This window comes from Thermosulfurimonas dismutans (assembly GCF_001652585.1).
GTDB lineage: Bacteria > Desulfobacterota > Thermodesulfobacteria > Thermodesulfobacteriales > Thermodesulfobacteriaceae > Thermosulfurimonas > Thermosulfurimonas dismutans.
The window spans coordinates 384,500-406,894 of sequence record NZ_LWLG01000001.1; the positions used below are offsets into that span (position 1 = coordinate 384,500).

Sequence of the window (22,395 nt, forward strand, 5' to 3'; positions counted from 1 at the left end):
TGAGGGCCAATTTCTGAATTCAAAAAGTGGTCGCGGTCTCATGTTTCAGAGGCTTTAAGCAGCAAGAGAAGCAGGGCCATTCTTACGGCCACACCATTTTCTACCTGATCTAGGATGACCTGGCCAGGGAAATCTTCAAGCTCTGGGGCGAGCTCTATGCCCCAGTTGATGGGACCGGGATGCATGAGGATGGCGCCTTCGGCGGCCAGGGAGAGGACCCTGCGGTTTAGCCCGAAGTAGCGGGCGTATTCATGGAAGTTTGGGAAAAGTGGCCGACCGTGACGTTCCTTCTGGACCCGTAGGGCCATGACCACGTCTGCCCCTTCCACAGCTTCTTCCAGTCGTAGGCACACCTTGGCCCCCAAGGCTTCCCTTTCCGGTGGTAGAAGGGTACCCGGACCGGAGACATATACTTCGGCTCCCATCTTACGAAAGGCCAAGATGTCTGAGTGGGCCACCCGGCTGTGGCGGATGTCTCCGATGATAGCCACTTTCAGCCCTTTTAGGGTGCCTTTTTTCTCCCACACAGTAAGGAGATCGAGCAAGGCCTGAGTGGGGTGCTCATGAAAGCCGTCTCCGGCGTTGATGACCCCGGCTCGCACGTGACGAGCCACGAAATGCGGGGCCCCCGAGGCCGGATGTCTTATCACGAAGAGATCCGGCCCCATGGCTTCCACGTTTTTGACGGTATCAAGGAGATTTTCGCCCTTCTCCAGGCTGCTTCCCCGGGCCGAAAAGTTCATGACCTCAGCCGAAAGGACCTTGGCCGCCCGTTCAAAGGAAAGCTTGGTCCGGGTGCTGGGCTCGAAAAAAAGGTTGGCCACCACCTTGCCTCTGAGAGTGGGGACCTTCGGTATAGGACGTTTTAGAACCTCTTTCAGGTTGTGAGCAGTTTTAAGAATGGTCCAGATATCCTCCTCGGAAAGAGGCCCGATCTCAAGAAGATGTCGGTGGGGAAATTCTACGGCCATGGATAGTCCCTATTTAGTGGAAACACCCAAAAATTTAGCAGAAACATCCTCAAGAGGTCAAGCCTAGAAGGCCCTCTACCTGTTAAGGGACTCGGGAGTAAAATAGAAAAAAACCTTCGGAGAAGGGTCATGGCGGAGTTCGTGCATCTTCATGTGCATACGGAGTGGAGTCTCCTTGACGGAGCTTTGCGGGTCTCGGATGTGGCCAAAAAGGCTGTGGAATATAGAATGCCGGCGGTGGCCATCACCGACCACGGCAATCTCTTTGGAGTGGTTCACTTTTACGAAAAGATCAAGGCGGCTGGCCTCAAGCCCATCATTGGTTGCGAGGTCTATGTGGCCCCTGGGTCACGGTTCGAAAAGAAGGCCAAAAGTGCCACCGAAGCCGGGTATCACCTGGTCCTCCTGGCGCAGAACGAGATCGGTTATCGCAATCTCTTGAAACTGGTCACGAGAGCCCATTTTGAGGGTTTCTACTGGAAACCTCGGGTAGACAAAGAATTGCTTAAGGAGTACGCCGAAGGTCTCATTGCGCTTTCGGCCTGTCTTCACGGAGAGATTCCGGCAGCCATTCTTTCCGGGGACAAGGATCGGGCCGTGGCCCTGATAAAGGCTTACAGTACCATCTTTCCCGGTAGGTTTTATCTCGAGATCCAGGAAAACGGAATCCCGGAACAGAAAAAGGTGAACGAAGTTTTGCTTGAGATGGCTGAAACTTTTGGCCTTCCGGTGGTGGCCACTAATGATTGTCATTACCTCTCGCGAGAGGATGCTTCCGTGCATGAGATTTTGCTCTGCATTCAAACCGGAAAGACTCTCTCCGACCCCAAACGCTTTCGATTCGATACCGATCAAGTGTATTTTGCCTCTCCAGAGGAGATGAGGTCGCGTTTCCGGGATTATCCCCCAGAGGTCCTTGCTAGAACTCTGGAAATAGCCGAACGCATAAATTTTGAACTTACGCTTGGAGAACACCGCTTTCCGGTCTATCCCCTCCCTCCGGGGAGAACCTATGAGGAAGTCTTCGAAGAAAAGGCGCGGGAAGGCCTAAAAGAGAGACTCCGGGAACTAAAAGAAGGCCCTGGGCTAGCAGCTTCTGAAAAGGAATACTGGGATCGGCTAGCTTACGAAATTGAGGTCATCAAGAAGAAGGGTTTTGCCAGCTATTTTCTGATTGTTTCCGATTTTATCAACTGGGCTCGTAAACAACGGATTCCGGTGGGACCGGGGCGAGGTTCTGCTGCCGGAAGCCTTGTAGCCTATGCCATGCGGATTACCAATCTGGATCCCCTCCGCTATGGCCTCCTTTTTGAACGTTTCCTGAACGTGGAAAGGACCAGTCTTCCGGACATCGATGTGGACTTCTGTATGCGCCGGCGGGATGAGGTCATAGAGTACGTTCGAGAGAAATACGGGGGTAAGGATTACGTGGCCCAGATCGCTACCTTCGGACAGCTCAAGGCTCGGGCCGTGGTACGGGATGTAGGCCGAGTGTTGGGTTTCAAGCCCAAGGAGATTGACCCTATCGCCAAGTTGATCCCTGAAGGGCCAAATGTGACTCTGGAGATGGCCCTTTCATCCGAGCCCCGCCTGCGGGAGCTCATCCAAAAGGACGAGCGAGTAGCCCAGCTTTTTGCGGTTGCCCGAGCCCTTGAAGGACTTCCTAGGCATTCCTCGACCCATGCCGCTGGGGTTATTATCGCCGATCGGCCCCTTTCGGAGTATTGCCCCCTCATGAAAGGAGACAAGGGTGAAATTATCACCCAGTTCGATATGAAGGCCGTAGAGAAAATTGGCCTCATCAAATTCGATTTTCTAGGCCTCAAGACCCTCACCATCATAGATCATGCCCTCAAGCTCATTCGAGAATACTATCACCAGGATCTCGATCTTGATCGGATCCCTCTCGACGATCCCGAGACCTACGCCCTCCTCTGTCGAGGTGAGACCGACGGCGTGTTCCAGCTAGAATCTTCAGGGATGAAGGATCTCCTGCGCAGGCTTAAACCTACAGATTTTAACGACCTTATTGCGGTCCTGGCTCTTTATCGGCCGGGGCCGCTTGAGTCCGGTATGGTGGAACAGTACATCGAGGTCAAACACGGTCGCCGCGAACCAGATTATCTCCATCCTAAGCTTGAGCCGGTGCTCAAGGAGACTTACGGGGTGATCCTCTACCAGGAACAGGTAATGAAAATTGCTCAAGTGCTTGCGGGTTACACCCTTGGAGAGGCGGATATTTTGCGCAAGGCCATGGGCAAGAAGATCCCCGAGGTCATGGCCGAACAGCGCAAGCGCTTTGTCTCCGGGGCGGTGGAAAGGGGTATTTCCCGGGAAACCGCGGAACACATCTTCGACCTCATGGAAAAGTTTGCGGGCTACGGTTTCAACAAGAGTCATTCTGCAGCCTACGCCCTGGTGGCCTATCAGACTGCCTATCTCAAGGCCCATTATCCCCTCTGTTATATGGCAGCCCTCCTCTCCTACGAAATGGACAAGGCCGAGGAGGTCATGAAGTATGTGGCTGTCTGCCGGCGGATGGGGATCGAGGTTCTGCCCCCGGACATAAACCGTAGCGGACTGGAGTTCACCCTTGAGGAAGGGGCCATACGGTATGGTCTGGCGGCCATCAAGAACGTAGGCGTGGGGGCGGTGGAAGAAATCCTGAAGGAAAGGGCCTTGAAAGGACCCTTCAAGTCCTTTGAGGACTTTTGTTTGCGCGTGGATCCCGGCCGCATAAACCGCCGGGTCCTTGAGGCCCTCATCAAGTCCGGGGCCTTTGATACCCTGGGAGAGAATCGGGCCACCCTGATGCACAATCTGGACACCATCCTGGATTGGGCCCAAAAGGAAAAGGCCGCCCGAGAAAGGGGACAGATCTCCATTTTTGCCATGGGAAGCGGTGAGACCGCAGTTTCGCCCTTGAAATTGGAGCAGATTCCGGAGTGGGATCCCGAAATTAAGCTTACCGAGGAAAGAAAGGCCTTAGGGTTTTATCTTACCGGACATCCTCTTTCGTCTTATCGGGAGTGGCTTTCGATAATCACGCCCCATGCTGTGTCCAGACTTTCGGATGTCCCAGACGGTCGGAAGGTGATTCTCGGGGCCGCCATCGGGGCTATCAAGATCAAAAATACCCGCCGGGGAGATAAGATGGCCTTCATCCAGCTCGAGGACGGAGAAGCCGTGGTGGAGGCCATTGTCTTCCCGGATCTTTTCGGAAAGACCTTTTCTTTCCTTGAAGAAGGAAAACTGGTGCTTGTCCGGGGAATAGTAGAGAGAGAGTCAGGAGAGGTAAGGCTCCTTTTGGAAGATCTCAAACTCTTAGCGGACGCTTTGAAGGATCTTTCCGGAAAACTAGTTCTGGGGTTTAAGGGCGAGGGGTTGAGCACGGAGGAGTTGGAGACTCTCAAAGAATTGCTCACCTCCAACAATGGCAGATGCGAAGTGGCTCTGGAGCTCACCTTTCCGGAGGGTGTGGTCCGCATAGATCTCAACGGGAAATTCATGGTCTCACCGACCCCGGACTTTATGACCAATCTCCGCCGTTTTCTCGGAGATCACTTTGTGAAAGCCTCTTTGGAATGAAGAGGCTATGGATTGAGCTCTGAGAGGTCGGCTACCCGGAGGAAGAGCTCCGCTATCTCCTGAAGTAGGGCCAAGCGGTTTTCCCTCAACGCCTGGTCCTCAACCATCACGAAGACGTCTTCAAAAAACCGGTCAATGGGGGCCTTGAGGCTCGTAAACCTGCGGAGAGCTTCCTCGTAGCTACGAGCCTCAAGTAAGGGTTCGGTCTCGGCTCGGATCTCAAGAAAGGCTTCTCTTAGGGCCTTTTCGGCAGGTTCTTTAAGGAGGTCTTCATCAAAAGAAAGCTTTGCGGTTAGTTTTTTGACCATATTCATGACCCGCTTGAAGCCTACCGAAAGGGCGGCAAAGTCTGGACTTTGCCGAACCTTATGTAGGGCCGAAAGCCTAAGGTAGGCTTCATAGGGATCATCAAAGTCTACTTTGAGGACTGCCCGCACCTCGTCCAAAGGAAATCCCTGAGCGAGGAATTCGCCTTCTAGACGTTTTTCAAGGAAGGCGAGGAGCTCGGAGAGGACCTCCTCCTTTGAGGATTTGAGATGTCCCTGTCTTTCAAGGACAAAGAGGCTAAAGCTTAATATTTCGCGAAGAGAGAGAGAGAGAGCGTGATGAAGAACAGTCTTCAGTAGGCCGTAAGCCGCCCGTCTCAACCCGTAGGGGTCAGCGGCTCCTGTGGGACGTTCGCCTACCGCAAAGAAGGCCGAAAGGGTGTCCAGTTTGTCGGCCAGTGAAAGGAGGATGCCTACCGGGTTTTCGGCCACCCGGTCTTCGGCTCCCCGAGGTAGATATTGTTCATAAAGGGCGAGGGCTACTTCTTCGTCCTCTCCGGCCGCTAGGGCGTAAATTCGGCCCATCTCCCCCTGAAGCGAGGGGAATTCGCCTACTACTTCCGTCACGAGATCCGCCTTGGCCAATTCCGCTGCCCTTACCGCGAGGTCCTTCTTTTCGGGGAAGAGTTTCTCTGCTAGAAACCCGCAAATGGATTTTAGTCGTTCGGTCTTTTCGTAAAGGGTGCCCAGTTGGGCGTGATAGATCACTCCGGAAAGCTCTTTAACCCTCTGTGGAAGAGGGACTTCGAGATCCCGTTCATAATAGAAACGAGCATCTTCGAGTCTAGCTTTGAGTACCCTTTCGTGTCCTCTCCGAAGGATGTCCGGATCTCGGGGGCGGTTGTTGTTTATGGCGATAAAACCGGGGAGGAGTTTCCCGCCCTGGTCTCTTACGGCGAAATATCGCTGGTGTTCCCGCATGGCAGTGATAATGAGGGCTTCCGGAAGTTTAAGATATTCCTCCGGAAAGGTTCCGGCCAGGGCAAAGGGATATTCCACCAGGTTGGCGTTCTCAAAAAGGAGCTCCGGATCTTCTTCGGCTTCTCCTCCCAGACTTTCAGCTGCTTGACGAACCTCCTGTGCGGTAACTTGGCGCCTTTCTTCAGGATCGACCAGGACGTATCTCTCACGAAGCCTTTCGAGATACTCTTCAAAACTACCGACGGCCACGGCTTCTGGAGCGAGAAACCGGTGGCCATAAGTGTAGGGTCCGCTTTTTACACCTGCAATCTCAAGAGGAATCACCTCTTCCCCGTAAAGGGAGAGCAACCACTTTATGGGGCGGGCAAACCGGAAGTCATAGTTTCCCCACCGCATGGTCTTGGGAAAATGGATCCGAGAGACGAGCTCCTTAAGGAGCCCGGGTAGCAGTTCCCGGGTCTCTTTTCCCTGGATGTATTTTTCCACGCAGAGGTATTCCCCCTTTGCAGTGGACTTGATCTTGAGCTCCGAGGGGTCAACCCCTTGCTTGCGGGCAAAACCCAGGGCGGCCTTGGTGAAAGAGCCGTCTTCACCTATGGCCACCTTTTTGGGCGGTCCCATGACTTCTTCGACCCGATCGGGCTGTTTTTCGGAAAGTCCGGATATCAGAAGGGCCAGCCTTCTAGGGGTACCTACGGTTTTTATGGCTTTAAAGGAAAGATCACTTTCTGCAAGCAACTTCTGGGCTTCTTCGGCCAGACTTTGCAGGGCCGGTTCAATGAACCTTGCCGGTAGTTCTTCACACCCGATTTCGAATAGCAGATCCTTAGCCATTGTTATCCCTACCCACAAGTTTTTCTCGGTTCAGCCAGGCCTCGGCGCTTTTTTTGGCCAGGGCCCTTACCCGGGCGATGTAGGCCGTGCGTTCGGCCACTGAAATGGCCCCTCGGGCGTCCAGCAAGTTGAAGATATGGGAGCACTTGATGGTGCAGTCGTATCCCGGAAGAGCCAGGCCCAGTTCAAGGAGCCGAAGGCCCTCTTTCTCGTACCGGTCAAAGAGTTCGTGCAACATTTCTACGTCGGCCTCTTCGAAGTTGAAAATAGAATATTCCACTTCGGCCCGGTGATAAAGATCGCCATAGGTGAACTGTTCGTTCCAGCGAAGCTCAAAGACGTTTTCTACCCCTTGAAGGAACATAGCCAGTCGTTCAAGACCATAGGTGATCTCTACCGTGACCGGTTTACAGTCGAAACCGCCTATCTGCTGGAAGTAAGTAAACTGGGTAATCTCCATACCGTCCAGCCAGACCTCCCAGCCCAGGCCCCAGGCTCCGAGAGTGGGACTCTCCCAGTCGTCCTCCACGAACCTTATGTCATGGTCCTTGGGGTCTATGCCAAGGGCCTTGAGACTTTCGAGATAGGTTTCTTGTATGTCATCTGGAGAGGGTTTTATGACCACCTGGTACTGGAAATAGTGTTGCAGGCGATTGGGGTTTTCGCCATAACGGCCATCAGTTGGTCGGCGGCAAGGTTCGGGATAGGCCGCAGCCCAGGGCTCCGGACCAAGAGCCCGCAGAAAGGTGGCCGGGTGAAAAGTTCCGGCTCCTACTTCCATGTCATAGGGCTGAAGAATAAGACAGCCTTTTTCCGCCCAGAAACGGTTAAGAGTGGCTATCAGCTCCTGAAAATACATCCCTTCCTCCTGTCGTCAGAGCTTCACCCGAAACCAATTAACCCTAGATGGTTTAACCTTTCTGGATTTAAGATTCAAGTATACCGTAAAATTACTTTGCTGGCCTTACTTTCAGGTAAACCTTCCCCGCCTCTGTGGGGAGCTTTATAACTATCTCAGGGTAGGTTTTTATTATGCGGTACCCCACCGAGGTTTTTTCGAGCCTGATTTCTTCTTCCGGCAGGAGAAATTTCTTTTTACCTTTTGGGGTTAGAAACACTATTCGATTTTGGTGATGCCAGAAATAAAAAAATACTTTCTGACGGTAAGTTAGGAGCCCTTTTTTCTTTTCGAACCTTAGATCCAGACGGTAAACCCCATCTTTCAAAGGAGTTATACGGTAGGCCTTCAACTGATAGCGGCCGTCGGCAAAGCCTCCCAGAAAGTCGAACTTGGCATAAGAGGAATCTAAGATTTCAAAGTTTAGCGAGATTCGAGCTTGTGCTATCTCTTCACGAAAGGCCGAAAGTATCTCGGAAAGACCAGTTTTTTCTGTAGGCGCTCCGATTGAAAGAAACGGCCATAACCAGCATAGTAATCCGATAAAAGCTAACCGAAAAGTTTTGGCCACCATTTTAAAGCCTCCCTGCAAGAGGTCTTCGCCGAGGGCTCGTTTGAGCCTTATCGGCACCAATAGATCTTCACTCCTTAACGCCTTTAAAAGCCTATTTGGAGGTGCGCTCTGGGATAGATACCATTATACTGAAGAAAAAAGGGATCATGCAGGTCAGAGTAAAGACCAAAGAAATAAAAGCTAGGCTCGAAAACCTGGCGGTGGTTCTGGTAGAGACCCTTTATCCCGAAAATATTGGGTCTGCTGCCAGGGCCTGCGCCAATTTTGGTGTGTCCCAGCTCATTTTAGTCCGCCCCAAGGATCTTACCCCTGAGAAAATGCGGGCTATGGCCACCAGAAGCGGACTCCCCATCCTTGAGAAGATGAAGATCTACGACGATCTAATTGAGGCCCTGGCAGATTTCAATTACGTAGTCGGTACAACCGCTCGCCTGGGCAAACAGCGTAAGGTCTACGAGACCGTACGAGAAATCGTTCCTAGGATAGTGGATCTGTCACAGAACAACCGTATAGCTTTTCTTTTCGGAAACGAAAAATGGGGCCTTACCAATGAGACTCTCTACCATTGTCACACCGTAGTCACTATTCCCACCACCGAGGCCGCAAGTCTCAATGTTGCCCAGGCGGTGGTGATCGTGCTCTATGAGATGTTCTGTGCCTCGGCTGCGGTAGAGATACCGAAGCCGCGTCTGGCGACCATCAAGGAACTCGAGGTGATGTACGAGATCTTGAGAGAGACCCTGAAACGTATAGACTATGTTCCGCATGACAACGAAACCCTTTGGATGACCACCATAAGACGGTTTCTTTCCCGCCTTGACCTTACCGCTCAGGAGGTTCGGGTCATCCAGGGCTTTTGCAAACAGCTCCTTTGGGCCTTGGGATCAAGCTCTTCTTAGCACGGCCAGGGCTTCTAGATGATACGTCTGAGGGAACATATCGAAGGCCAGAATCCTTTCGATCTCAAAACCGGCCTGAAGCAAAAGTTTGAGATCTCGGGCTAGAGTTGGCGGGTCACAAGAAATGTAAAGGATTCTTTCCGTAGCTACTTCCGGAAGATACCGCATGAGCTCCCGGCAGCCGCCCCGGGGAGGATCAAGGATGATAAGGGGATAAGTTTCGGCGGCTTTCCAGGTCTCGATCAGGGCCTCCGTGGCCGAAACCCGTTCGAAACGGACCTTTCCGGAAAGCCCTAGATATTCGGTGGTGTACTGGGCGTCTTCTATAGCCCCGACATCCGTGTCTACCCCCAAGGCTTCCTTTAAGAGGGGTACTAGGGGCAGGAGGAAGTTACCCATACCTGAATGGAGGTCCAGGGCCCGGTCGAGACCTTCGGCAAAGGGCCGAATGGTTTCCATGATCTTGAGGTTTATTTCCCAGTTGGCCTGGGTAAAGACCCCCGGTCTGACTAAATAAAGGGGTTTTTCCGTTTGTGGAAAGTATGCTTGTGGTACTGGAAAGAGCCTTCGGCCGCTGTGGGGGGCATCCTTAGGAAACGGACCTTCGGGCTTCGGTCCTCGTACCCAATAAAAGACACACTTGGTATCTGGAAGCTCTCGAGCTAGCTCTTCCACGTCCTGGACTTCGGGTTTGACCGTGATCCAGAAAAGAATGGTCACGAGCCCTTCAACTGGAGACAGCTCCAGTTTTACCCGCTTGGCAAAACCTTGGAGTCTCTTCCAGGCTGGGATCTCCGGTAGGGCTTCAAGGACCCGATTGAGTTTCTCATGTCCAAGGAGACACTGCTTGGTGATTACCAGATCGTGGCTTTTGCGTTTTACAAATCCGAGCTGACCGGTTCCTGGTTCTACATGGAAACGCAAGCGGTTGCGGTAACGGAAAGGGATTGGCGAAGGAACGAGCCCTTCCACTAAGTTTTCGGGAAGGTTTCCTAGCCTCCGCAGAGTTTCCTTGAACATTTCAAGCTTTACGGAAGTCTGGGTTGGGTAGTCCATGTGCTGGAGCTGGCAGCCTCCACAGGTTCCGTAGTAAGGGCAGGATGGCTCTACCCGAGCGGATGAAGGGATGATAACTTCCTCAACCTCGCCCTGGACGTAGTCCTTGAATTCCTTTACAATGCGGACCTTGATCTCCTCACCAGGAATGACACCGGGGACGAAGAGGACTCGACCATCCGGTAGGCGTGCCAGGCCTTCTCCGCCGAAAACGATTTTTTCAACTGTGACGCGCATGCGGAAAATTGTCTCGAAGTCGAATTTATGGTAGGAGCCTAATATAAAATAGATTCAGGGATTTAGCTATGGCTGAAAAGCGTTTGAGTACCGTGAATCAGATAGCCAAGTTGATCTGTGAAGCCGTGAAAGAGGTCCTTGAAACTTCTACTCAGTCAAGTATTCGGTATGCTCCTACCATTCAGAGGGTCCCCCTGGTGAGTCTCAAACCGGATTTAGGCGTCTTCGTAGAGTTTACCGGGGACTATTCCGGTCTTTTCTGTATGAACTTTTCGGGTGAGGCCGCGGTGGAGCTCTACCGTAGGGCCATGCGTTTCATGGGGCTTCCGGAAGAGGATCTAGCCAAGGACTATACTTCGGATGAGGTGGTGAATTTTGTAGGCGAATTAGCCAACCAGGTGATCGGAGCGGTGCGGCGTAAAATCGAGACTCGATTTGGGCTTTCGGCCCAAAATAGTCAGCCTCGGGCTATCGCTATCAACCAAAGCATTACTTTGCTCCTTAATGCCATGCTGGAAAAACCTCAGTGCCGAAGGCTTTCCTTCCGTACCGAAGACCATAAGGCTTTTTACGTGGAGTTTGGGCTTGAACAGACGGAGTTTATCCCAATGGAAACACCTGAAGAGGTGAACGTGGACGACATTTTATCCAAATTTGGTTAGGAGGCGTAAGAATGGCTAAACTATCCATTATTGGAGCCGGGGCGGTAGGGACGGCCGCGGCCCACTGGGCGGCGGTAAAGGGTGTAGCTGAGGAGATTGTACTCGTTGACGTGGTTCCCGATCTCGCCAAGGGCAAGGCCTTGGATATCGCTCAGAGTGCTCCGGTTCATGGTTTTTCCTGCCGGCTAAAGGGGACCGAGTTCTGGGAAGATATTGCGGACTCCGATGTAGTTATCCTTACCGCCGGACGCCCTCGTAAGCCCGGCATGACCAGGGATGATCTCCTCAAGGTCAATTTAGAGATCGTGCGTTCCTGCGCAGAAAAGGTGCGAGAGTTGGCTCCTTCCGCTTGTCTTATTGTGGTGACTAATCCCATTGACGCCATGGTTTATGCCGCTTACCGGATTACCGGTTTCCCGAAGAACCGGGTTATCGGTATGGCCGGGGTGTTGGACTCTGCCCGCTATCGCTACTTTATCGCCGAGGCCTTAGGGGTCTCGCCCAAAGACGTGCAGGCCTTGGTGATGGGTATTCATGGAGATCACATGTTGCCCCTGGTGAGATTGGCGAATGTGTCCGGTATACCTATTAGGGAACTTCTGCCGGAGGAAAAGATCGCTGAGATCGTGGAACGGACCCGGAAAGGAGGGGGGGAGATAGTCTCCTATCTCAAGACAGGAAGTGCCTTCACCACTCCGGGGCTTGCGGCTGTAGAGATGGCGGAGGCCATCCTGAGAGACGAAAAACGGGTGCTTACATGTTCGGTCTGGCTTGAGGGTGAGTTCGATATTTCGGGTGTTTTCTTGGGGGTTCCGGTGGTTTTGGGTCGAAACGGAGTGGAAAGAATCCTTACCTTTACACTCACGGAGGAGGAAAAGAAGGCCCTTTCGGCCTCGGTTGAGGCCGTCAAAAATCAGATAGCCTTGACCGGGCTTTAGGGCCTTGTCAAAAAGAATCTTTTTTGATATGAGACCAAAAATTTCTAAAGGGAGGTGTTAAGGTGAGGAAGGGTTTAATCGTGGGGTTGTTTTTGGCCTTATTGATTGTGCCCTTGAGTATCTCCCGGGCCTCTTCGGGGGAGGAAGATCTTAGAGCTTTAGTTCAAGAGCTACTTAAAGAGGTCAAGGAACTGAAGAAGGAGAACGCGGAGTTGCGTTCCGAGCTGGAAAAGATCAAGGCCCAGGGGGCTCCGGCTCCGGCCGAGGCCCTGGTGACGGCCCCCAGCCAGAAGAAGCACAGCTTCTTTAGCAAAGGCGGCTACGGTTCCTCGCCCAGCGGCATCGACTTCTACGGCTTCTTCAAGATCGACGCCGTCTGGCAGGATAATTCGGCTATAGGGGACGTTTATGTCCTTTGGGTCCTCCCGGAAGATGGGGATAACAAGTTTACTTTGAACTATCGTCATAGCCGCTTTGGTTTTGATTTTTGGAAGTATTATTCAGATTTCAAGGTTTTTGGAAAAATAGAAATGGATTTCTACCATGCATACAGTGATTGGAACGATGTGCACTCGCCTCTGCGGGCGCGTCGCGTTTACGCGGGTGTAGAGAAAGGCACTTGGCAATTGGTAGCTGGGCTTGACTGGCAGACCATTTCGCAACTCTATCCCCACCTATCTAATTTCCCCGCGGGAACCTTTATGGGGAACTTCGCCTTCCGTATGACGCAAGTGAGACTCTCTAAATGGTTCAATTTAGGAGATTCGAAGCTTCGAGTGCAGGTGGCGGCGGAACAACCTTATAGCTTTGACGATACTGCAGCTGGGATCTTTGACGATGATCCCGCCAATGATGCCGGGTTCCCGGGGGTGGAGGCTCGTGTGGCTTACGAGACCAAGATCAACGGTAAGCCGGCTCTCTTTGCCATCTGGGGACATTATTCCCAAGAAGAATATGATATAAGCACCGGAGAAGAGGATGCCGATAGCTACTCTTTGGGCCTGGAAGTCAAAGTTCCTGTGCCTTTGCCGTTCGCCCATAAGGCCTTCCTCCTCGGCGAAATTTGGACGGGACGTAACGTAGACCGTTACTATACTGCTGGTGTTAACCAGGGAGTCAGGTTCAATTATGGAGGTGGAGTGTACGATACCAATGGAAAGAACGGGGTTGCGAAGGCAATAGCCGTGGATGAAATCGATGCCACCGGTGGTTGGATTGAACTTGAGATTTTCTGGACTCCCAAATTGGTTACCCATTTCGGATGGGGCGTGGATAATCCTGACGATGATGATTTGGACGGAGTTACTAGTGCCCGTCTCCAGCAGCAAATGTACTACGCCAACTTCCTTTATCGGATCACCAAGGAGTTCGCCGTGGGTGGGGAATACATGTACGTAGATTGTGACTACCGTGAATCTTATGCCGAAGACGGCGAACTCAATCGTTTTATGGCGAGCTTTTACTATTTCTTCTAAAGCAAAGTTTAACGGTGTCTCCAAGGCCGGGGCCTTCGCGCCCCGGTTTTTTTATTTTTGAAAGTTTCAAAATAAAAAAGGCCCGCCGAAGCGGGCCTTTTAGTTTTCAGGGCCGAACTGCTAACTAATCGATGACCTTTACGTTGCTAGCCTGCTCTCCCTTCGGGCTTTGCGTGACTTCGAATTCCACCTTTTGGCCCTCCCGAAGGGTCTTGAAACCGTCCATCTGGATGGCGGAGTAGTGCACGAACACGTCCCCACCATCGTCCCGGGAGATGAAACCGTAGCCCTTCTTCTCATCAAACCACTTCACCGTTCCTGTAACCATGTTGCTTAAACCTCCTTAAAATTTGATTCTCTAAGGCAAGCTAACATCCTAATTGTCAAAAGTAAAGGCCTTGTTTTAACGAAGCACCACCAGGTTGTCCCGGTGGATGACCTCTTCTTTACCTCTAAAGCCTAGTTTTTCATGTATCTCACAACTTTTGAGCCCGGCGATGCAACGTAACTCCCCGGAGGAATAATTGGAAAGCCCGAGGGCTATCACCCGACCTTCCTCGTCCAGACATTCTACGCAGGCCCCCCTGGTAAAGTCGCCTTCTACGGCCTTTATGCCCGCAGGCAACAGGCTTTTACCCCGTTTGAGGATGGCCTCAACTGCCCCGCGGTCGAGAATGAGTCGGCCTTCGGGCTTCAGGTGGTGGGCAATCCAGAATTTTCTGGGCGAAAGAGTTTTTTTCTCGGGAAGGAATAGGGTACCAATCTCTTCCCCGGAAAAGATTCTCTCCAAGATGAGCGGGGTTTTTCCTGGGGCGATGATCATGGGCACTCCTAGGGAGGTGACCATTTTGGCCGCCCGCAGTTTGGAAAACATTCCCCCGCGGCCGAAGCGTCCGGGCTTTTTCCCAGCCATGGCTTCGATTTCTGGGGTTATCCTTTCTACTAAGGTGAGCTTGCGGGCCGTGGGGTCTTCTCGGGGGTCGCGTTCGTAAAGGGCGTCTACCTCCGAGAGGCACAGCAGGAGGTCGGCCCCCACAAGCCCCACCACCAAGGCCGAAAGGAAGTCGTTGTCTCCGAACTGGATTTCCTCCACCGCTACGGTGTCATTTTCGTTGACGATAGGAAGAACCCGCCAGCGGAGAAGGATGTTGAAGGTATTGCGGGCGTTGAGATAACGGGTACGATCCTCAAGATCCTCCCGGGTAAGGAGGATCTGGGCCACGGGCTGGCCGTGATGCTCGAAAGCGTCTTCATAAGCCTGAATGAGACCGGCCTGTCCGGCCGCCGCCAGGGCCTGTTTTTCAGAAAGAGAAAAGGGCCGGGTAGGGATGTCTAATTTTTTACGGCCGCAGGCGATAGCTCCCGAGGACACCAAAATCATTTCATAGCCCTGGCGCATGAAGCGCGAGATCTCGGCCGCCAGGTTGTCTATGACTTCGAGTGAGAGCCCCTCTTCGTTCGCAATGACCGCACTGCCCACTTTGACCACGATGCGCCTGATTCCGGTGAGATATTTCGTCCGTATATTGCTCATGCCTATAAATCTCGAGGGTCCAGTTCAGGATTGGTTAAAAGCCTCCATAGGCCCTCAAGCAGATCCTTTATTCCTTCTCCGGTAGCAGCCGAAATGAGATAAACCGGGTGTCCCCGGCTTTCGAGTTCCCGTTTTAAGGGGTCAAGTTGGCTACGATCCTGGATGACGTCAATCTTATTCAAGGCCACGGCCCTGGGTTTGCGGAGGAGCTCGGGATGGTAATGGGCTAGTTCCTTTTCCACGATCTCAAAATCAGCCAGAGGGTTTTCTCCGCTGGCGTCAAGGACTTGGAGTAGAACTCGGGTCCTTTCCACGTGGCGAAGGAATTCAAGCCCAAGGCCTACGCCTTTGTGAGCCCCTTCGATGAGACCCGGAAGATCTGCCACCACGAAACTGCGATGATCCGAGAGAGAGACCACTCCCAGATTGGGTTGCAGAGTGGTAAAGGGATAATCCGCTATCTTAGGTCTGGCTGCGGAAATCCGGGAAAGGAGGGTGGATTTGCCGGCGTTGGGTAGTCCTACCAGCCCTACGTCCGCAATGAGTTTTAATTCCAGAACCAGCCATCTCTCCTCACCCGGTTTTCCGGGTTCGGCAAATCTCGGGGCTTGTCGGGTAGGAGTAGCAAAGCGGGCATTTCCGCGGCCGCCTTTTCCTCCTCGGGCCACCACTAGAGTCTGTCCGGGCTCGACCAGGTCTCCTAAGATTTCTCCGGTTTCGGCGTCCTTTACTATGGTGCCCACCGGGACTTTCAGGATCAGATCCTCTCCGTCTCGCCCCTTCATCTTTTTTCCCATGCCGGGCCGGCCGTTTTCGGCCCGAAAGTGCACCTGATGATAGAAGTCGTAAAGAGTATGAAGCTGAGGGTCGGCTACCAGAATGACGTCCCCACCGTCGCCTCCGTCGCCTCCGTCCGGTCCCCCGCGCGGGACATACTTTTCCCGTCGAAAGCTCACACAACCGTGGCCGCCGTTTCCAGCTTGGACGTGTATTTTGGCCTGATCTACAAAACGGGCCATACTCTTTTATCCTTGAGAGAGTGCAAAGGCCAAAAGGTCAAAAGGAAGCGTGAGGTCGGCATTCCGCAATATAAGCCCCTCCTTCTTAAATTCAAGGGGATCTGGCCCGAGATTGAGGATGGCTTTGATACCGGCCTGGCTCATCCTTTCGGCCATTTCTTCGGCTTCTTTGCCTGCCAGGGTAATCACCCCGATATCAATTTCGGATTTCTTGACTATATAAGGCATCTGTTCTAGGGAATAGACATAGACCTCTTGGATGACCTGGCCCACCCATTCCTCCCGCCAATCAAAGGCCGCCACAAACCGAAACCCCCGCTTGGCGAGACGAGTCTCGGTTATAAGGGCCTTACCCATCTCGTTCAGGCCTCCAAGGGCCAGATGCCAAATCTTATCCCGACCAAGGATGCGTTTTATCTCCTTTTCTAAGCCCCGTACGTGATAGCCTACGCCCCTTACCCCAAAGGCTCCGATGAAACTCAGATCCTTACGGAGCTGAGCCGCCGAGACTCCACAGAGTTCAGCCAGCTCTTCGCTTCGAACGAGATTCCGTCCCTTCTGGGAAAGTTTTTCAAGCGTTCTAAGATAGAGGGCCAGACGATAAACCGTGACCTCAGGGAGTTTGATTTTCACTGCCTATAACCTTAGGGATGTTTTCGGAGTAGGGTGGATATATAAGGCCTTTTTCCGTGATAATGGCCGTAACGAACTTCGCGGGGGTGACGTCAAAGGCCGGATTTACGGCCGAAACTCCGCAGGGAGCCACACGCCTTCCGCCACAGGAAAGGACTTCTTCGGGAGCTCTTTCCTCAATGGGGATATTTTGACCAGAGGGGCAATGGAGGTCGAAAGTGGAGGAAGGCGCCGCCACGTAAAATGGAATTCCATTTTCCTTGGCGAGGACCGCCAGAGCGTAAGTCCCGATTTTGTTGGCGGTGTCGCCGTTGGCTGCGATGCGGTCGGCGCCCACGATTACGGCCTGAACCAGTCCTCGGGCCATGAGGAACCCTGCGGCCGCATCCGGAATGATGGCTACCGGAACGCCAGCCTTTCTGAGTTCCCAGGCCGTAAGTCGAGCCCCCTGGAGATATGGCCGGGTCTCGTCAGCGAGAACTGAGAGTTTTTTCCCGGCCTCCACTGCCGCCCGGATGACTCCCAGGGCCGTTCCATAGCCTCCAGTAGCCAGCGCCCCAGCGTTGCAATGGGTGAGCACAGTCCCTTCCTTTGGAAGAAGTTCCGCCCCCAAGCGGCCCATACGGCGGTTGGCGGAAAGGTCTTCCTCCCAAATGGTAAGAGCTTCCTGGCGTAAAATTTCAACCAGTTCTTGCGGCCCGGCGTCTCCTTCGGCCTCCGCTCGTTTTATCATCCGCTCAAGGGCCCAGAAAAGATTGACTGCCGTAGGCCGGGCCTTGGAAAGGCCCTGGGCTACACGTTTCAGCCCGGAAAGAAATGCCCGACGGGTGCGGGCCCGTAGTCTTTCAGCTCCGAGCACCAGACCTATAGCCGCGGTGATGCCTATGGCCGGAGCCCCCCGGACCACCATGTCTTTGATGGCCCGGCGTACTTCCTGCCATGTGCGGCACCGAATGTAGGTCTCCTTCCAAGGGAGGAGCCTCTGGTCAAGGAGGTAGAGCCCCCGGTCCGTCCACCGCCAGGCAGAAATAATGTCAGGATCTTGGGGTTGATAAACCTTCATGCTTCAAGAAGTCTGGTCAGAATCTGGTTTACCAGTTTGGGGTTGGCCTTGCCCCGGGTCTTTTTCATGACCTGACCTACGAAAAAGCCGATTACGCCCTTCTTGCCGGATTTGTACTTCTCCACCTCCGCCGGATTTTCCGAAAGCACTTCCCGGCAGATGGCCTCTAGCGCCCCCTCGTCACTTTCTTGACGTAGGCCCTTTTCCTCTACTAGCTCTTTGGGGTTCCTTCCCGTGGCATAAACCTCGGGAAAGATCTTCTTAGCCGCGGTGATGGAAACCACCCCATCCTCCACCAGTTTCAGAAGCTCGGCGATGTGTTCAGGCTTGAGATTGGTTTCGTCTATTTCTTTGCCCTCGCGGTTGAGTTCCCTGAGGACTTCGGTCATGAGCCAGTTGGAGACCTTTTTGGGCTGAGGAAAGAGTTTTACGCACTCTTCGAAGAACTCCGCTAGCGGCCTCGAGACCGTAAGGATCTCGGCGTCATAGGTTGGAAGCCCATACTCTTCAATGAAACGTTGTTTTTTGGCATCCGGAAGTTCGGGGAGTTCGGAGCGGACTTTTTCGATCCACTCAGGATCGATTTTCACCGGAACCAGATCGGGATCCGGGAAGTAACGGTAATCGTGGGCTTCCTCCTTTCCGCGCATGGAATGGGTCACCCCTTTGGCTTCGTCAAAGAGCCTGGTTTCCTGGACCACCTCTTTGCCTTCAAGCAGAAGCCCGATTTGACGCTTGATTTCGTATTTCAGAGCCCGTTCCACATGCCGGAAAGAATTCATATTCTTAAGTTCCACCTTGGTCCCGAATTCCTGGCTTCCCTTGGGGCGTACCGAGACGTTGGCGTCACAGCGGAGACTTCCTTCTTCCATGTTCCCATCGCAGATTCCGAGATAGCGCACGATGGTGCGTAGCTTTTTGAGATAGGCCACAGCTTCTTCGGGACTGCGGATGTCGGGCTCACTTACGATCTCAAGGAGCGGCACCCCGGTGCGGTTGAAGTCCACATAGGATACCGGCCGTTTCTCGTCATGGACGAGTTTGCCGGCGTCTTCTTCCATGTGGATTCGAACTAGACCGATGCTTTTGCGCTGTCCATCCACTTCGATTTCGATGGCCCCCCCTTCGGCAATGGGGGCCTCGTACTGGGAGATCTGGTAGTTCTTGGGAAGATCCGGATAGAAGTAGTGCTTGCGGGCGAAGACGCAGACCGGATTGATGCGGGCTCCCACGGCCAGCGCCAGACGCAGGGCGAACTCTACTACCCGCCGGTTTAACACCGGGAGGCTACCCGGCATACCGGTACAGACTGGGCAAGTATGATGATTAGGGGGCGCTCCGAATTTGGTGGAACAGCCACAAAAGATTTTGCTTTCTGTAAGAAGTTGGGTGTGGACCTCAAGCCCTATGACGGCCTCAAATTCCATGTGTCCCCTCCGGGAAACTTTTCACAAAGCTTATCCTCGCGAGCTTATCCGGTCAACCGGAAAGTTCCTTGAGACGGGTTATGAGTTCTTCGGCCACCTTACGGTTAAATCCCGGCAGACTTGCTATTTCCGAAGCCCCGGCGGCCAGAATTTCCTCCGGCGAGGCAAATTGGGATAGAAGTACCCTTTTGCGTTTCTCGCCGATCCCTGGGATTCCGTCAAGGAAAGAGGAAAGGGCTCTCTTTTCCCGGGTCTTACGGTGAAAGGAGAGCACGAATCGGTGGACCTCATCCCTTACGCGCATTAGAAACCTCAGAACTTCTCCGTGCTTGGAAAGTTTTAGAGGATTTTTTCTTCCGGGGATGTAAACTTTCTCGCCCTCTTCCTCTCTTTCCTTGGCGATGGCACAAAGCCCGATCTTTTCGGAAAGCCCTAGTTCTTCGAGGACTCTCCTTCCGGTTTCGAGATGCCCTTTCCCGCCGTCTATGAGTAGGAGGTCCGGAAGATCTTTTTCAGCGAGGCCTTTCTGGATTCGACGGAAGAGCACCTCGTAGAGCATAGCATAGTCATCAGGAGTTCCTGAGACGGTGCGAATATGATACCGTCGGTACCGACTTTTGTCGGGCTCCCCTTCAAAGAAGCTCACTATGGCCCCTACCGGAGCTGTACCCTGAAGACTGGAGAGATCCACGCCCTCAATCCTTACGGGTATAACCGGCAGTCGTAGTACGGTTGCCAGCTCCTCTGCGAGCTCGTCCCAGGTCTTTTCCCCTTTGAGCCTTGCTCTTAGGGCCTCTTCGGCGTTCCTTTGGGCGGTCTCGTAAAGCCCGGTGAGGATCTTGTCCTGAGGCCTTACAATTTCTACAGGCCCTCCCCTCAGCTCCGAAAGCCACTCCTCAAGGAGTTTCCTTTCGGCTGGGATTTCGGGAAGCACCACCGTTTCCGGTATGAGTTTACCTTCATCGTAAAACTGTTTAAGCAGGTTTTCCCAGGGGTCCTCTTCGGTGCTTCCGCGCAAATGGAATACTTTATGGCCTATAAGTTTTCCGTGACGCACGAAGAGGACCGCTCCGGAAATTTTTTCATTTTTCTGAGCTAGAGCAAAGACATCTAGGTCTCTTTCCTCTGGTAGTACTGCGGCCTGGGTCTCGAGGATCTTCTCTAGAGCACGGAGGCGGTCTCTCAGAACTGCGGCCCGTTCGAACTCGAGGTTTTCGGCGGCGGCCTCCATGTCAGTCCGCAGTTTTTGCAAAAGGTCTCTGCTTCGGCCTTCAAGGAAGGCTACCGCTTCCTCTACGATCTGTCGATACTTCGCAGGCGAGATAAAGCCCACGCAGGGGGCCAGACACTTTCCAATTTGATAGTAAAGACAGGGACGGGTGCGACGGTTCATTTCAGCGTTGGAACAACGTCTTAGAGGGAAGAATCTAGTGAGGATCTTTACGGTCTCGCGCACCGCTCTGGAGGAGGGATAGGGACCGAAATAAAGGGCCTGGTCTCCTTTTCGTTTGCGACGCACTACCATAAGACGCGGAAATTTGTCCTTGAGGGAGATACGTATTAGGGGATAAGCCTTGTCGTCGCGCAAGACTATGTTGTAACGAGGTCGATGTTTCTTGATAAGGTTGGCTTCAAGGATTAAGGCTTCCTTTTCGTTTCGAGTTAGAATGGTCTCAAGGGTCTTGGCCCGAAGCAAGAGGTTTTGGGTTTTAGGGGTGTTTGGGGTGAGGTATGAAGACAACCTTCGTCTCAGGTTTTTGGCCTTGCCCACATAGAGCACTACTCCACGTCCGTCTTTAAATAGATAAACACCGGGAGCCTCGGGAATCTTCCTTAACTTTTCAGGCGTGAGATCCATCTTTAAGAACCGCGGTGGCCCAGGCAGCCACGGCTTCTCCGCCCCAGAATCCTAGGCCTTCAGTGGTTTTGGCTTTAAGGCCAACGCGATCACGGGGGATCTTAAGCCACCGGGAGAGATTGGCCTGCATGGCCTCACGATAGGGAGCAATTTTAGGCTGATCTAGAACCAATACCAGATCTACCTGGTAAACATAGAGGCCTTTTTCGCCAATGAGTCGCAGGGCCTCTTTTAGAAAAATTTTACTGGCCGCCCCTTTGAAACGAGGATCGTCATCTGGAAAAAGGATCCCAATATCGGGAAGCCCCGCGGCTCCCAGAATGGCGTCCGTCAAGGCGTGGAGGGCCGCGTCTGCGTCCGAGTGTCCGAGAAGGCCTTTTTCATAGGGTATCTCCACTCCGCATAAAATTAGTCTGCGGTCTTTTGTGAACCGATGGAGATCAAACCCTATTCCCACCCGCATAACTTATTCCTCATTTGTCAATTGTTTGTCAAAATTTCTATTTATACTATACCCAAAAGGGATCTTGGCTGGAATGTGTATTCGATATTATGTGGCTAGACAGCCCATTTTAGATGACAAAGGCCGAACTTTTGGTTACGAGCTCCTCTACCGGGATGATCTGGAAAACATTTTTAAATGCATTGGCACAGAGGAAGATCGGGCTTCTTGGAAAGTTCTAGCCCATACTTTTCTTGACTTCGGCCTGAATACCCTGGCCTTTAATAAAAGGGTATTCATAAACTTTACGGCCAAGCTTTTACGGGAAGGGGTTCCCTTTTTATTGCCTCCTCATAAATTGATGATTGAAATCTTGGAGAGGATAGAGGACCCTAACGAGATCCTCCAGGCGTGTAAAAGGCTCAAAGAAGAGGGGTACTCTCTGGTTTTGGATGACTACCGCCTGGATTCTCCCCTAGAAGTTCTTATTCCTTTCGTGGATTACATAAAAGTAGATTTTAGAAACACCCCTTGGTCCGAAATAGAAGTTATTGTAGATAAATATCGAACAGACTTAAAACTCATTGCGGAGAAAATTGAAACCCAGGAGGAGTTTGAAAAGGCCCGTGATTTGAATTTCAAGTATTTTCAAGGTTTCTTTTTTGCACGTCCTAAAATTATTACAGCTAAAGAAATTCCTGTTTTTAAGAGGCATTATATAAAACTTATGAGTCTCCTTCATTCCCCAGACTTAGACTTGAATGAACTGGTGAATATAGTCAATTCCGAACCCTCGTTGGCTTTAAAGCTCTTAAGATATATCAACTCGGCCTTTTTTGGTTTCCCTACCAAGATCAAGTCCGTAAAACACGCGGTTCTCCTGCTAGGGTTGATGGGGCTTAAAAAATGGGGATCGTTGATCTCCATGGTTTGTCTAGCAGAGGATCGACCCTCAGAACTTGTAATCCTTGCCATAATAAGAGCTAGATTTATGGAGCTCCTGGCCCAGGAATGCGGTTTAGGAGACCGGGCTGAAAATG

General features: G+C 52.5%; 19 protein-coding genes. 6 read left to right on the top strand and 13 right to left on the bottom strand.

Annotated elements, in window-relative coordinates; translation table 11 throughout:
- Positions 1-38 precede the first annotated feature (38 nt).
- Entirely contained in the window at positions 39-971 is a 933-nt protein-coding gene (locus tag TDIS_RS02020; protein ID WP_068668748.1) for an aspartate carbamoyltransferase catalytic subunit, read from the bottom strand.
- A gap of 129 nt (positions 972-1,100) precedes the next feature.
- On the opposite strand from TDIS_RS02020, the gene dnaE reads away from it, so the two are divergent.
- Positions 1,101-4,559, top strand: a complete 3,459-nt coding sequence (dnaE, locus tag TDIS_RS02025) for a DNA polymerase III subunit alpha (RefSeq protein ID WP_068668749.1) — start codon at positions 1,101-1,103, stop codon at positions 4,557-4,559.
- A 5-nt stretch (positions 4,560-4,564) separates the two neighbouring features.
- Here the strand turns inward: dnaE and glyS are convergent, their stop codons facing one another.
- The 3 genes from glyS to TDIS_RS02040 form a co-directional block, all read right to left on the bottom strand.
- Positions 4,565-6,640, bottom strand: a complete 2,076-nt coding sequence (gene glyS / locus TDIS_RS02030) for a glycine--tRNA ligase subunit beta (protein ID WP_068668750.1) — start codon at positions 6,638-6,640, stop codon at positions 4,565-4,567.
- Positions 6,633-7,499: a glycine--tRNA ligase subunit alpha gene (gene glyQ / locus TDIS_RS02035; protein WP_068668751.1), complete on the bottom strand. Its 867-nt coding sequence runs from the start codon at positions 7,497-7,499 to the stop codon at positions 6,633-6,635. The genes glyS and glyQ overlap by 8 nt, the downstream gene beginning before the upstream one ends.
- Positions 7,500-7,590: 91 nt before the next feature.
- Positions 7,591-8,112 carry a hypothetical protein gene (locus tag TDIS_RS02040; RefSeq protein WP_153303721.1) on the bottom strand — a complete coding sequence of 174 codons (522 nt, stop codon included), beginning with the start codon at positions 8,110-8,112 and terminating at the stop codon, positions 7,591-7,593.
- Positions 8,113-8,258: 146 nt separating this feature from the next.
- Between TDIS_RS02040 and TDIS_RS02045 the strand changes: the two genes are divergently transcribed.
- Positions 8,259-9,011, top strand: coding sequence for an RNA methyltransferase (locus tag TDIS_RS02045; protein WP_068668834.1), 753 nt, complete (start codon positions 8,259-8,261; stop codon positions 9,009-9,011).
- On the opposite strand, the gene TDIS_RS02050 is transcribed toward TDIS_RS02045, so the two are convergent.
- Positions 8,997-10,304 (bottom strand): class I SAM-dependent RNA methyltransferase, encoded by a 1,308-nt coding sequence (locus TDIS_RS02050; protein ID WP_068668753.1) that lies wholly within the window; start codon positions 10,302-10,304, stop codon positions 8,997-8,999. The two genes, TDIS_RS02045 and TDIS_RS02050, sit on opposite strands and share 15 nt — an antisense overlap.
- Before the next feature lie 68 nt (positions 10,305-10,372).
- Between TDIS_RS02050 and TDIS_RS02055 the strand changes: the two genes are divergently transcribed.
- From TDIS_RS02055 to TDIS_RS02065, 3 genes are all read left to right on the top strand, one after another.
- Complete coding sequence (locus TDIS_RS02055) at positions 10,373-10,966, top strand: DUF3334 family protein (protein ID WP_068668754.1); 594 nt, start codon at positions 10,373-10,375, stop codon at positions 10,964-10,966.
- A gap of 11 nt (positions 10,967-10,977) precedes the next feature.
- Positions 10,978-11,904: a malate dehydrogenase gene (gene mdh / locus TDIS_RS02060; protein WP_068668756.1), complete on the top strand. Its 927-nt coding sequence runs from the start codon at positions 10,978-10,980 to the stop codon at positions 11,902-11,904.
- Between the two features lie 62 nt (positions 11,905-11,966).
- Positions 11,967-13,379, top strand: coding sequence for a bZIP transcription factor (locus tag TDIS_RS02065; RefSeq protein WP_068668758.1), 1,413 nt, complete (start codon positions 11,967-11,969; stop codon positions 13,377-13,379).
- Positions 13,380-13,503: 124 nt separating this feature from the next.
- Here the strand turns inward: TDIS_RS02065 and TDIS_RS02070 are convergent, their stop codons facing one another.
- The 8 genes from TDIS_RS02070 to ispF form a co-directional block, all read right to left on the bottom strand.
- Positions 13,504-13,707: a cold-shock protein gene (locus TDIS_RS02070; RefSeq protein ID WP_068668760.1), complete on the bottom strand. Its 204-nt coding sequence runs from the start codon at positions 13,705-13,707 to the stop codon at positions 13,504-13,506.
- A gap of 75 nt (positions 13,708-13,782) precedes the next feature.
- On the bottom strand, positions 13,783-14,913 hold the full coding sequence (gene proB, locus TDIS_RS02075; RefSeq protein WP_068668762.1) for a glutamate 5-kinase: 1,131 nt from the start codon (positions 14,911-14,913) through the stop codon (positions 13,783-13,785).
- Between the two features lie 2 nt (positions 14,914-14,915).
- Entirely contained in the window at positions 14,916-15,932 is a 1,017-nt protein-coding gene (obgE, locus tag TDIS_RS02080; RefSeq protein ID WP_068668764.1) for a GTPase ObgE, read from the bottom strand.
- A 6-nt stretch (positions 15,933-15,938) separates the two neighbouring features.
- Positions 15,939-16,565 carry a redox-sensing transcriptional repressor Rex gene (locus TDIS_RS02085; protein WP_068668766.1) on the bottom strand — a complete coding sequence of 209 codons (627 nt, stop codon included), beginning with the start codon at positions 16,563-16,565 and terminating at the stop codon, positions 15,939-15,941.
- On the bottom strand, positions 16,546-17,628 hold the full coding sequence (gene mtnA / locus TDIS_RS02090) for an S-methyl-5-thioribose-1-phosphate isomerase (protein WP_068668768.1): 1,083 nt from the start codon (positions 17,626-17,628) through the stop codon (positions 16,546-16,548). Before mtnA ends, TDIS_RS02085 begins: the two co-directional genes overlap by 20 nt.
- Complete coding sequence (gene gatB / locus TDIS_RS02095) at positions 17,625-19,055, bottom strand: Asp-tRNA(Asn)/Glu-tRNA(Gln) amidotransferase subunit GatB (RefSeq protein WP_068668770.1); 1,431 nt, start codon at positions 19,053-19,055, stop codon at positions 17,625-17,627. The genes mtnA and gatB overlap by 4 nt, the downstream gene beginning before the upstream one ends.
- A gap of 52 nt (positions 19,056-19,107) precedes the next feature.
- Positions 19,108-20,913 (bottom strand): excinuclease ABC subunit UvrC, encoded by a 1,806-nt coding sequence (gene uvrC / locus TDIS_RS02100; RefSeq protein ID WP_068668772.1) that lies wholly within the window; start codon positions 20,911-20,913, stop codon positions 19,108-19,110.
- Positions 20,897-21,376, bottom strand: a complete 480-nt coding sequence (gene ispF, locus TDIS_RS02105) for a 2-C-methyl-D-erythritol 2,4-cyclodiphosphate synthase (RefSeq protein ID WP_068668774.1) — start codon at positions 21,374-21,376, stop codon at positions 20,897-20,899. The genes uvrC and ispF overlap by 17 nt, the downstream gene beginning before the upstream one ends.
- A gap of 73 nt (positions 21,377-21,449) precedes the next feature.
- Between ispF and TDIS_RS02110 the strand changes: the two genes are divergently transcribed.
- Positions 21,450-22,395 (top strand): EAL and HDOD domain-containing protein (locus TDIS_RS02110; protein WP_068668776.1); only part of this gene is annotated, 946 nt, incomplete at its 3' end.

What these genes read in the sequence shown, in the direction of transcription:
- TDIS_RS02020 (WP_068668748.1), bottom strand. Translation starts at nt 971, where the DNA reads ATGGCCGTAGAATTTCCCCACCGACATCTTCTTGAGATCGGGCCTCTT.
- dnaE (WP_068668749.1), top strand. Translation starts at nt 1,101, where the DNA reads ATGGCGGAGTTCGTGCATCTTCATGTGCATACGGAGTGGAGTCTCCTT.
- glyS (WP_068668750.1), bottom strand. Translation starts at nt 6,640, where the DNA reads ATGGCTAAGGATCTGCTATTCGAAATCGGGTGTGAAGAACTACCGGCA.
- glyQ (WP_068668751.1), bottom strand. Translation starts at nt 7,499, where the DNA reads ATGTATTTTCAGGAGCTGATAGCCACTCTTAACCGTTTCTGGGCGGAA.
- TDIS_RS02040 (WP_153303721.1), bottom strand. Translation starts at nt 8,112, where the DNA reads ATGGTGGCCAAAACTTTTCGGTTAGCTTTTATCGGATTACTATGCTGG.
- TDIS_RS02045 (WP_068668834.1), top strand. Translation starts at nt 8,259, where the DNA reads ATGCAGGTCAGAGTAAAGACCAAAGAAATAAAAGCTAGGCTCGAAAAC.
- TDIS_RS02050 (WP_068668753.1), bottom strand. Translation starts at nt 10,304, where the DNA reads ATGCGCGTCACAGTTGAAAAAATCGTTTTCGGCGGAGAAGGCCTGGCA.
- TDIS_RS02055 (WP_068668754.1), top strand. Translation starts at nt 10,373, where the DNA reads ATGGCTGAAAAGCGTTTGAGTACCGTGAATCAGATAGCCAAGTTGATC.
- mdh (WP_068668756.1), top strand. Translation starts at nt 10,978, where the DNA reads ATGGCTAAACTATCCATTATTGGAGCCGGGGCGGTAGGGACGGCCGCG.
- TDIS_RS02070 (WP_068668760.1), bottom strand. Translation starts at nt 13,707, where the DNA reads ATGGTTACAGGAACGGTGAAGTGGTTTGATGAGAAGAAGGGCTACGGT.
- proB (WP_068668762.1), bottom strand. Translation starts at nt 14,913, where the DNA reads ATGAGCAATATACGGACGAAATATCTCACCGGAATCAGGCGCATCGTG.
- obgE (WP_068668764.1), bottom strand. Translation starts at nt 15,932, where the DNA reads ATGGCCCGTTTTGTAGATCAGGCCAAAATACACGTCCAAGCTGGAAAC.
- mtnA (WP_068668768.1), bottom strand. Translation starts at nt 17,628, where the DNA reads ATGAAGGTTTATCAACCCCAAGATCCTGACATTATTTCTGCCTGGCGG.
- gatB (WP_068668770.1), bottom strand. Translation starts at nt 19,055, where the DNA reads ATGGAATTTGAGGCCGTCATAGGGCTTGAGGTCCACACCCAACTTCTT.
- uvrC (WP_068668772.1), bottom strand. Translation starts at nt 20,913, where the DNA reads ATGGATCTCACGCCTGAAAAGTTAAGGAAGATTCCCGAGGCTCCCGGT.
- ispF (WP_068668774.1), bottom strand. Translation starts at nt 21,376, where the DNA reads ATGCGGGTGGGAATAGGGTTTGATCTCCATCGGTTCACAAAAGACCGC.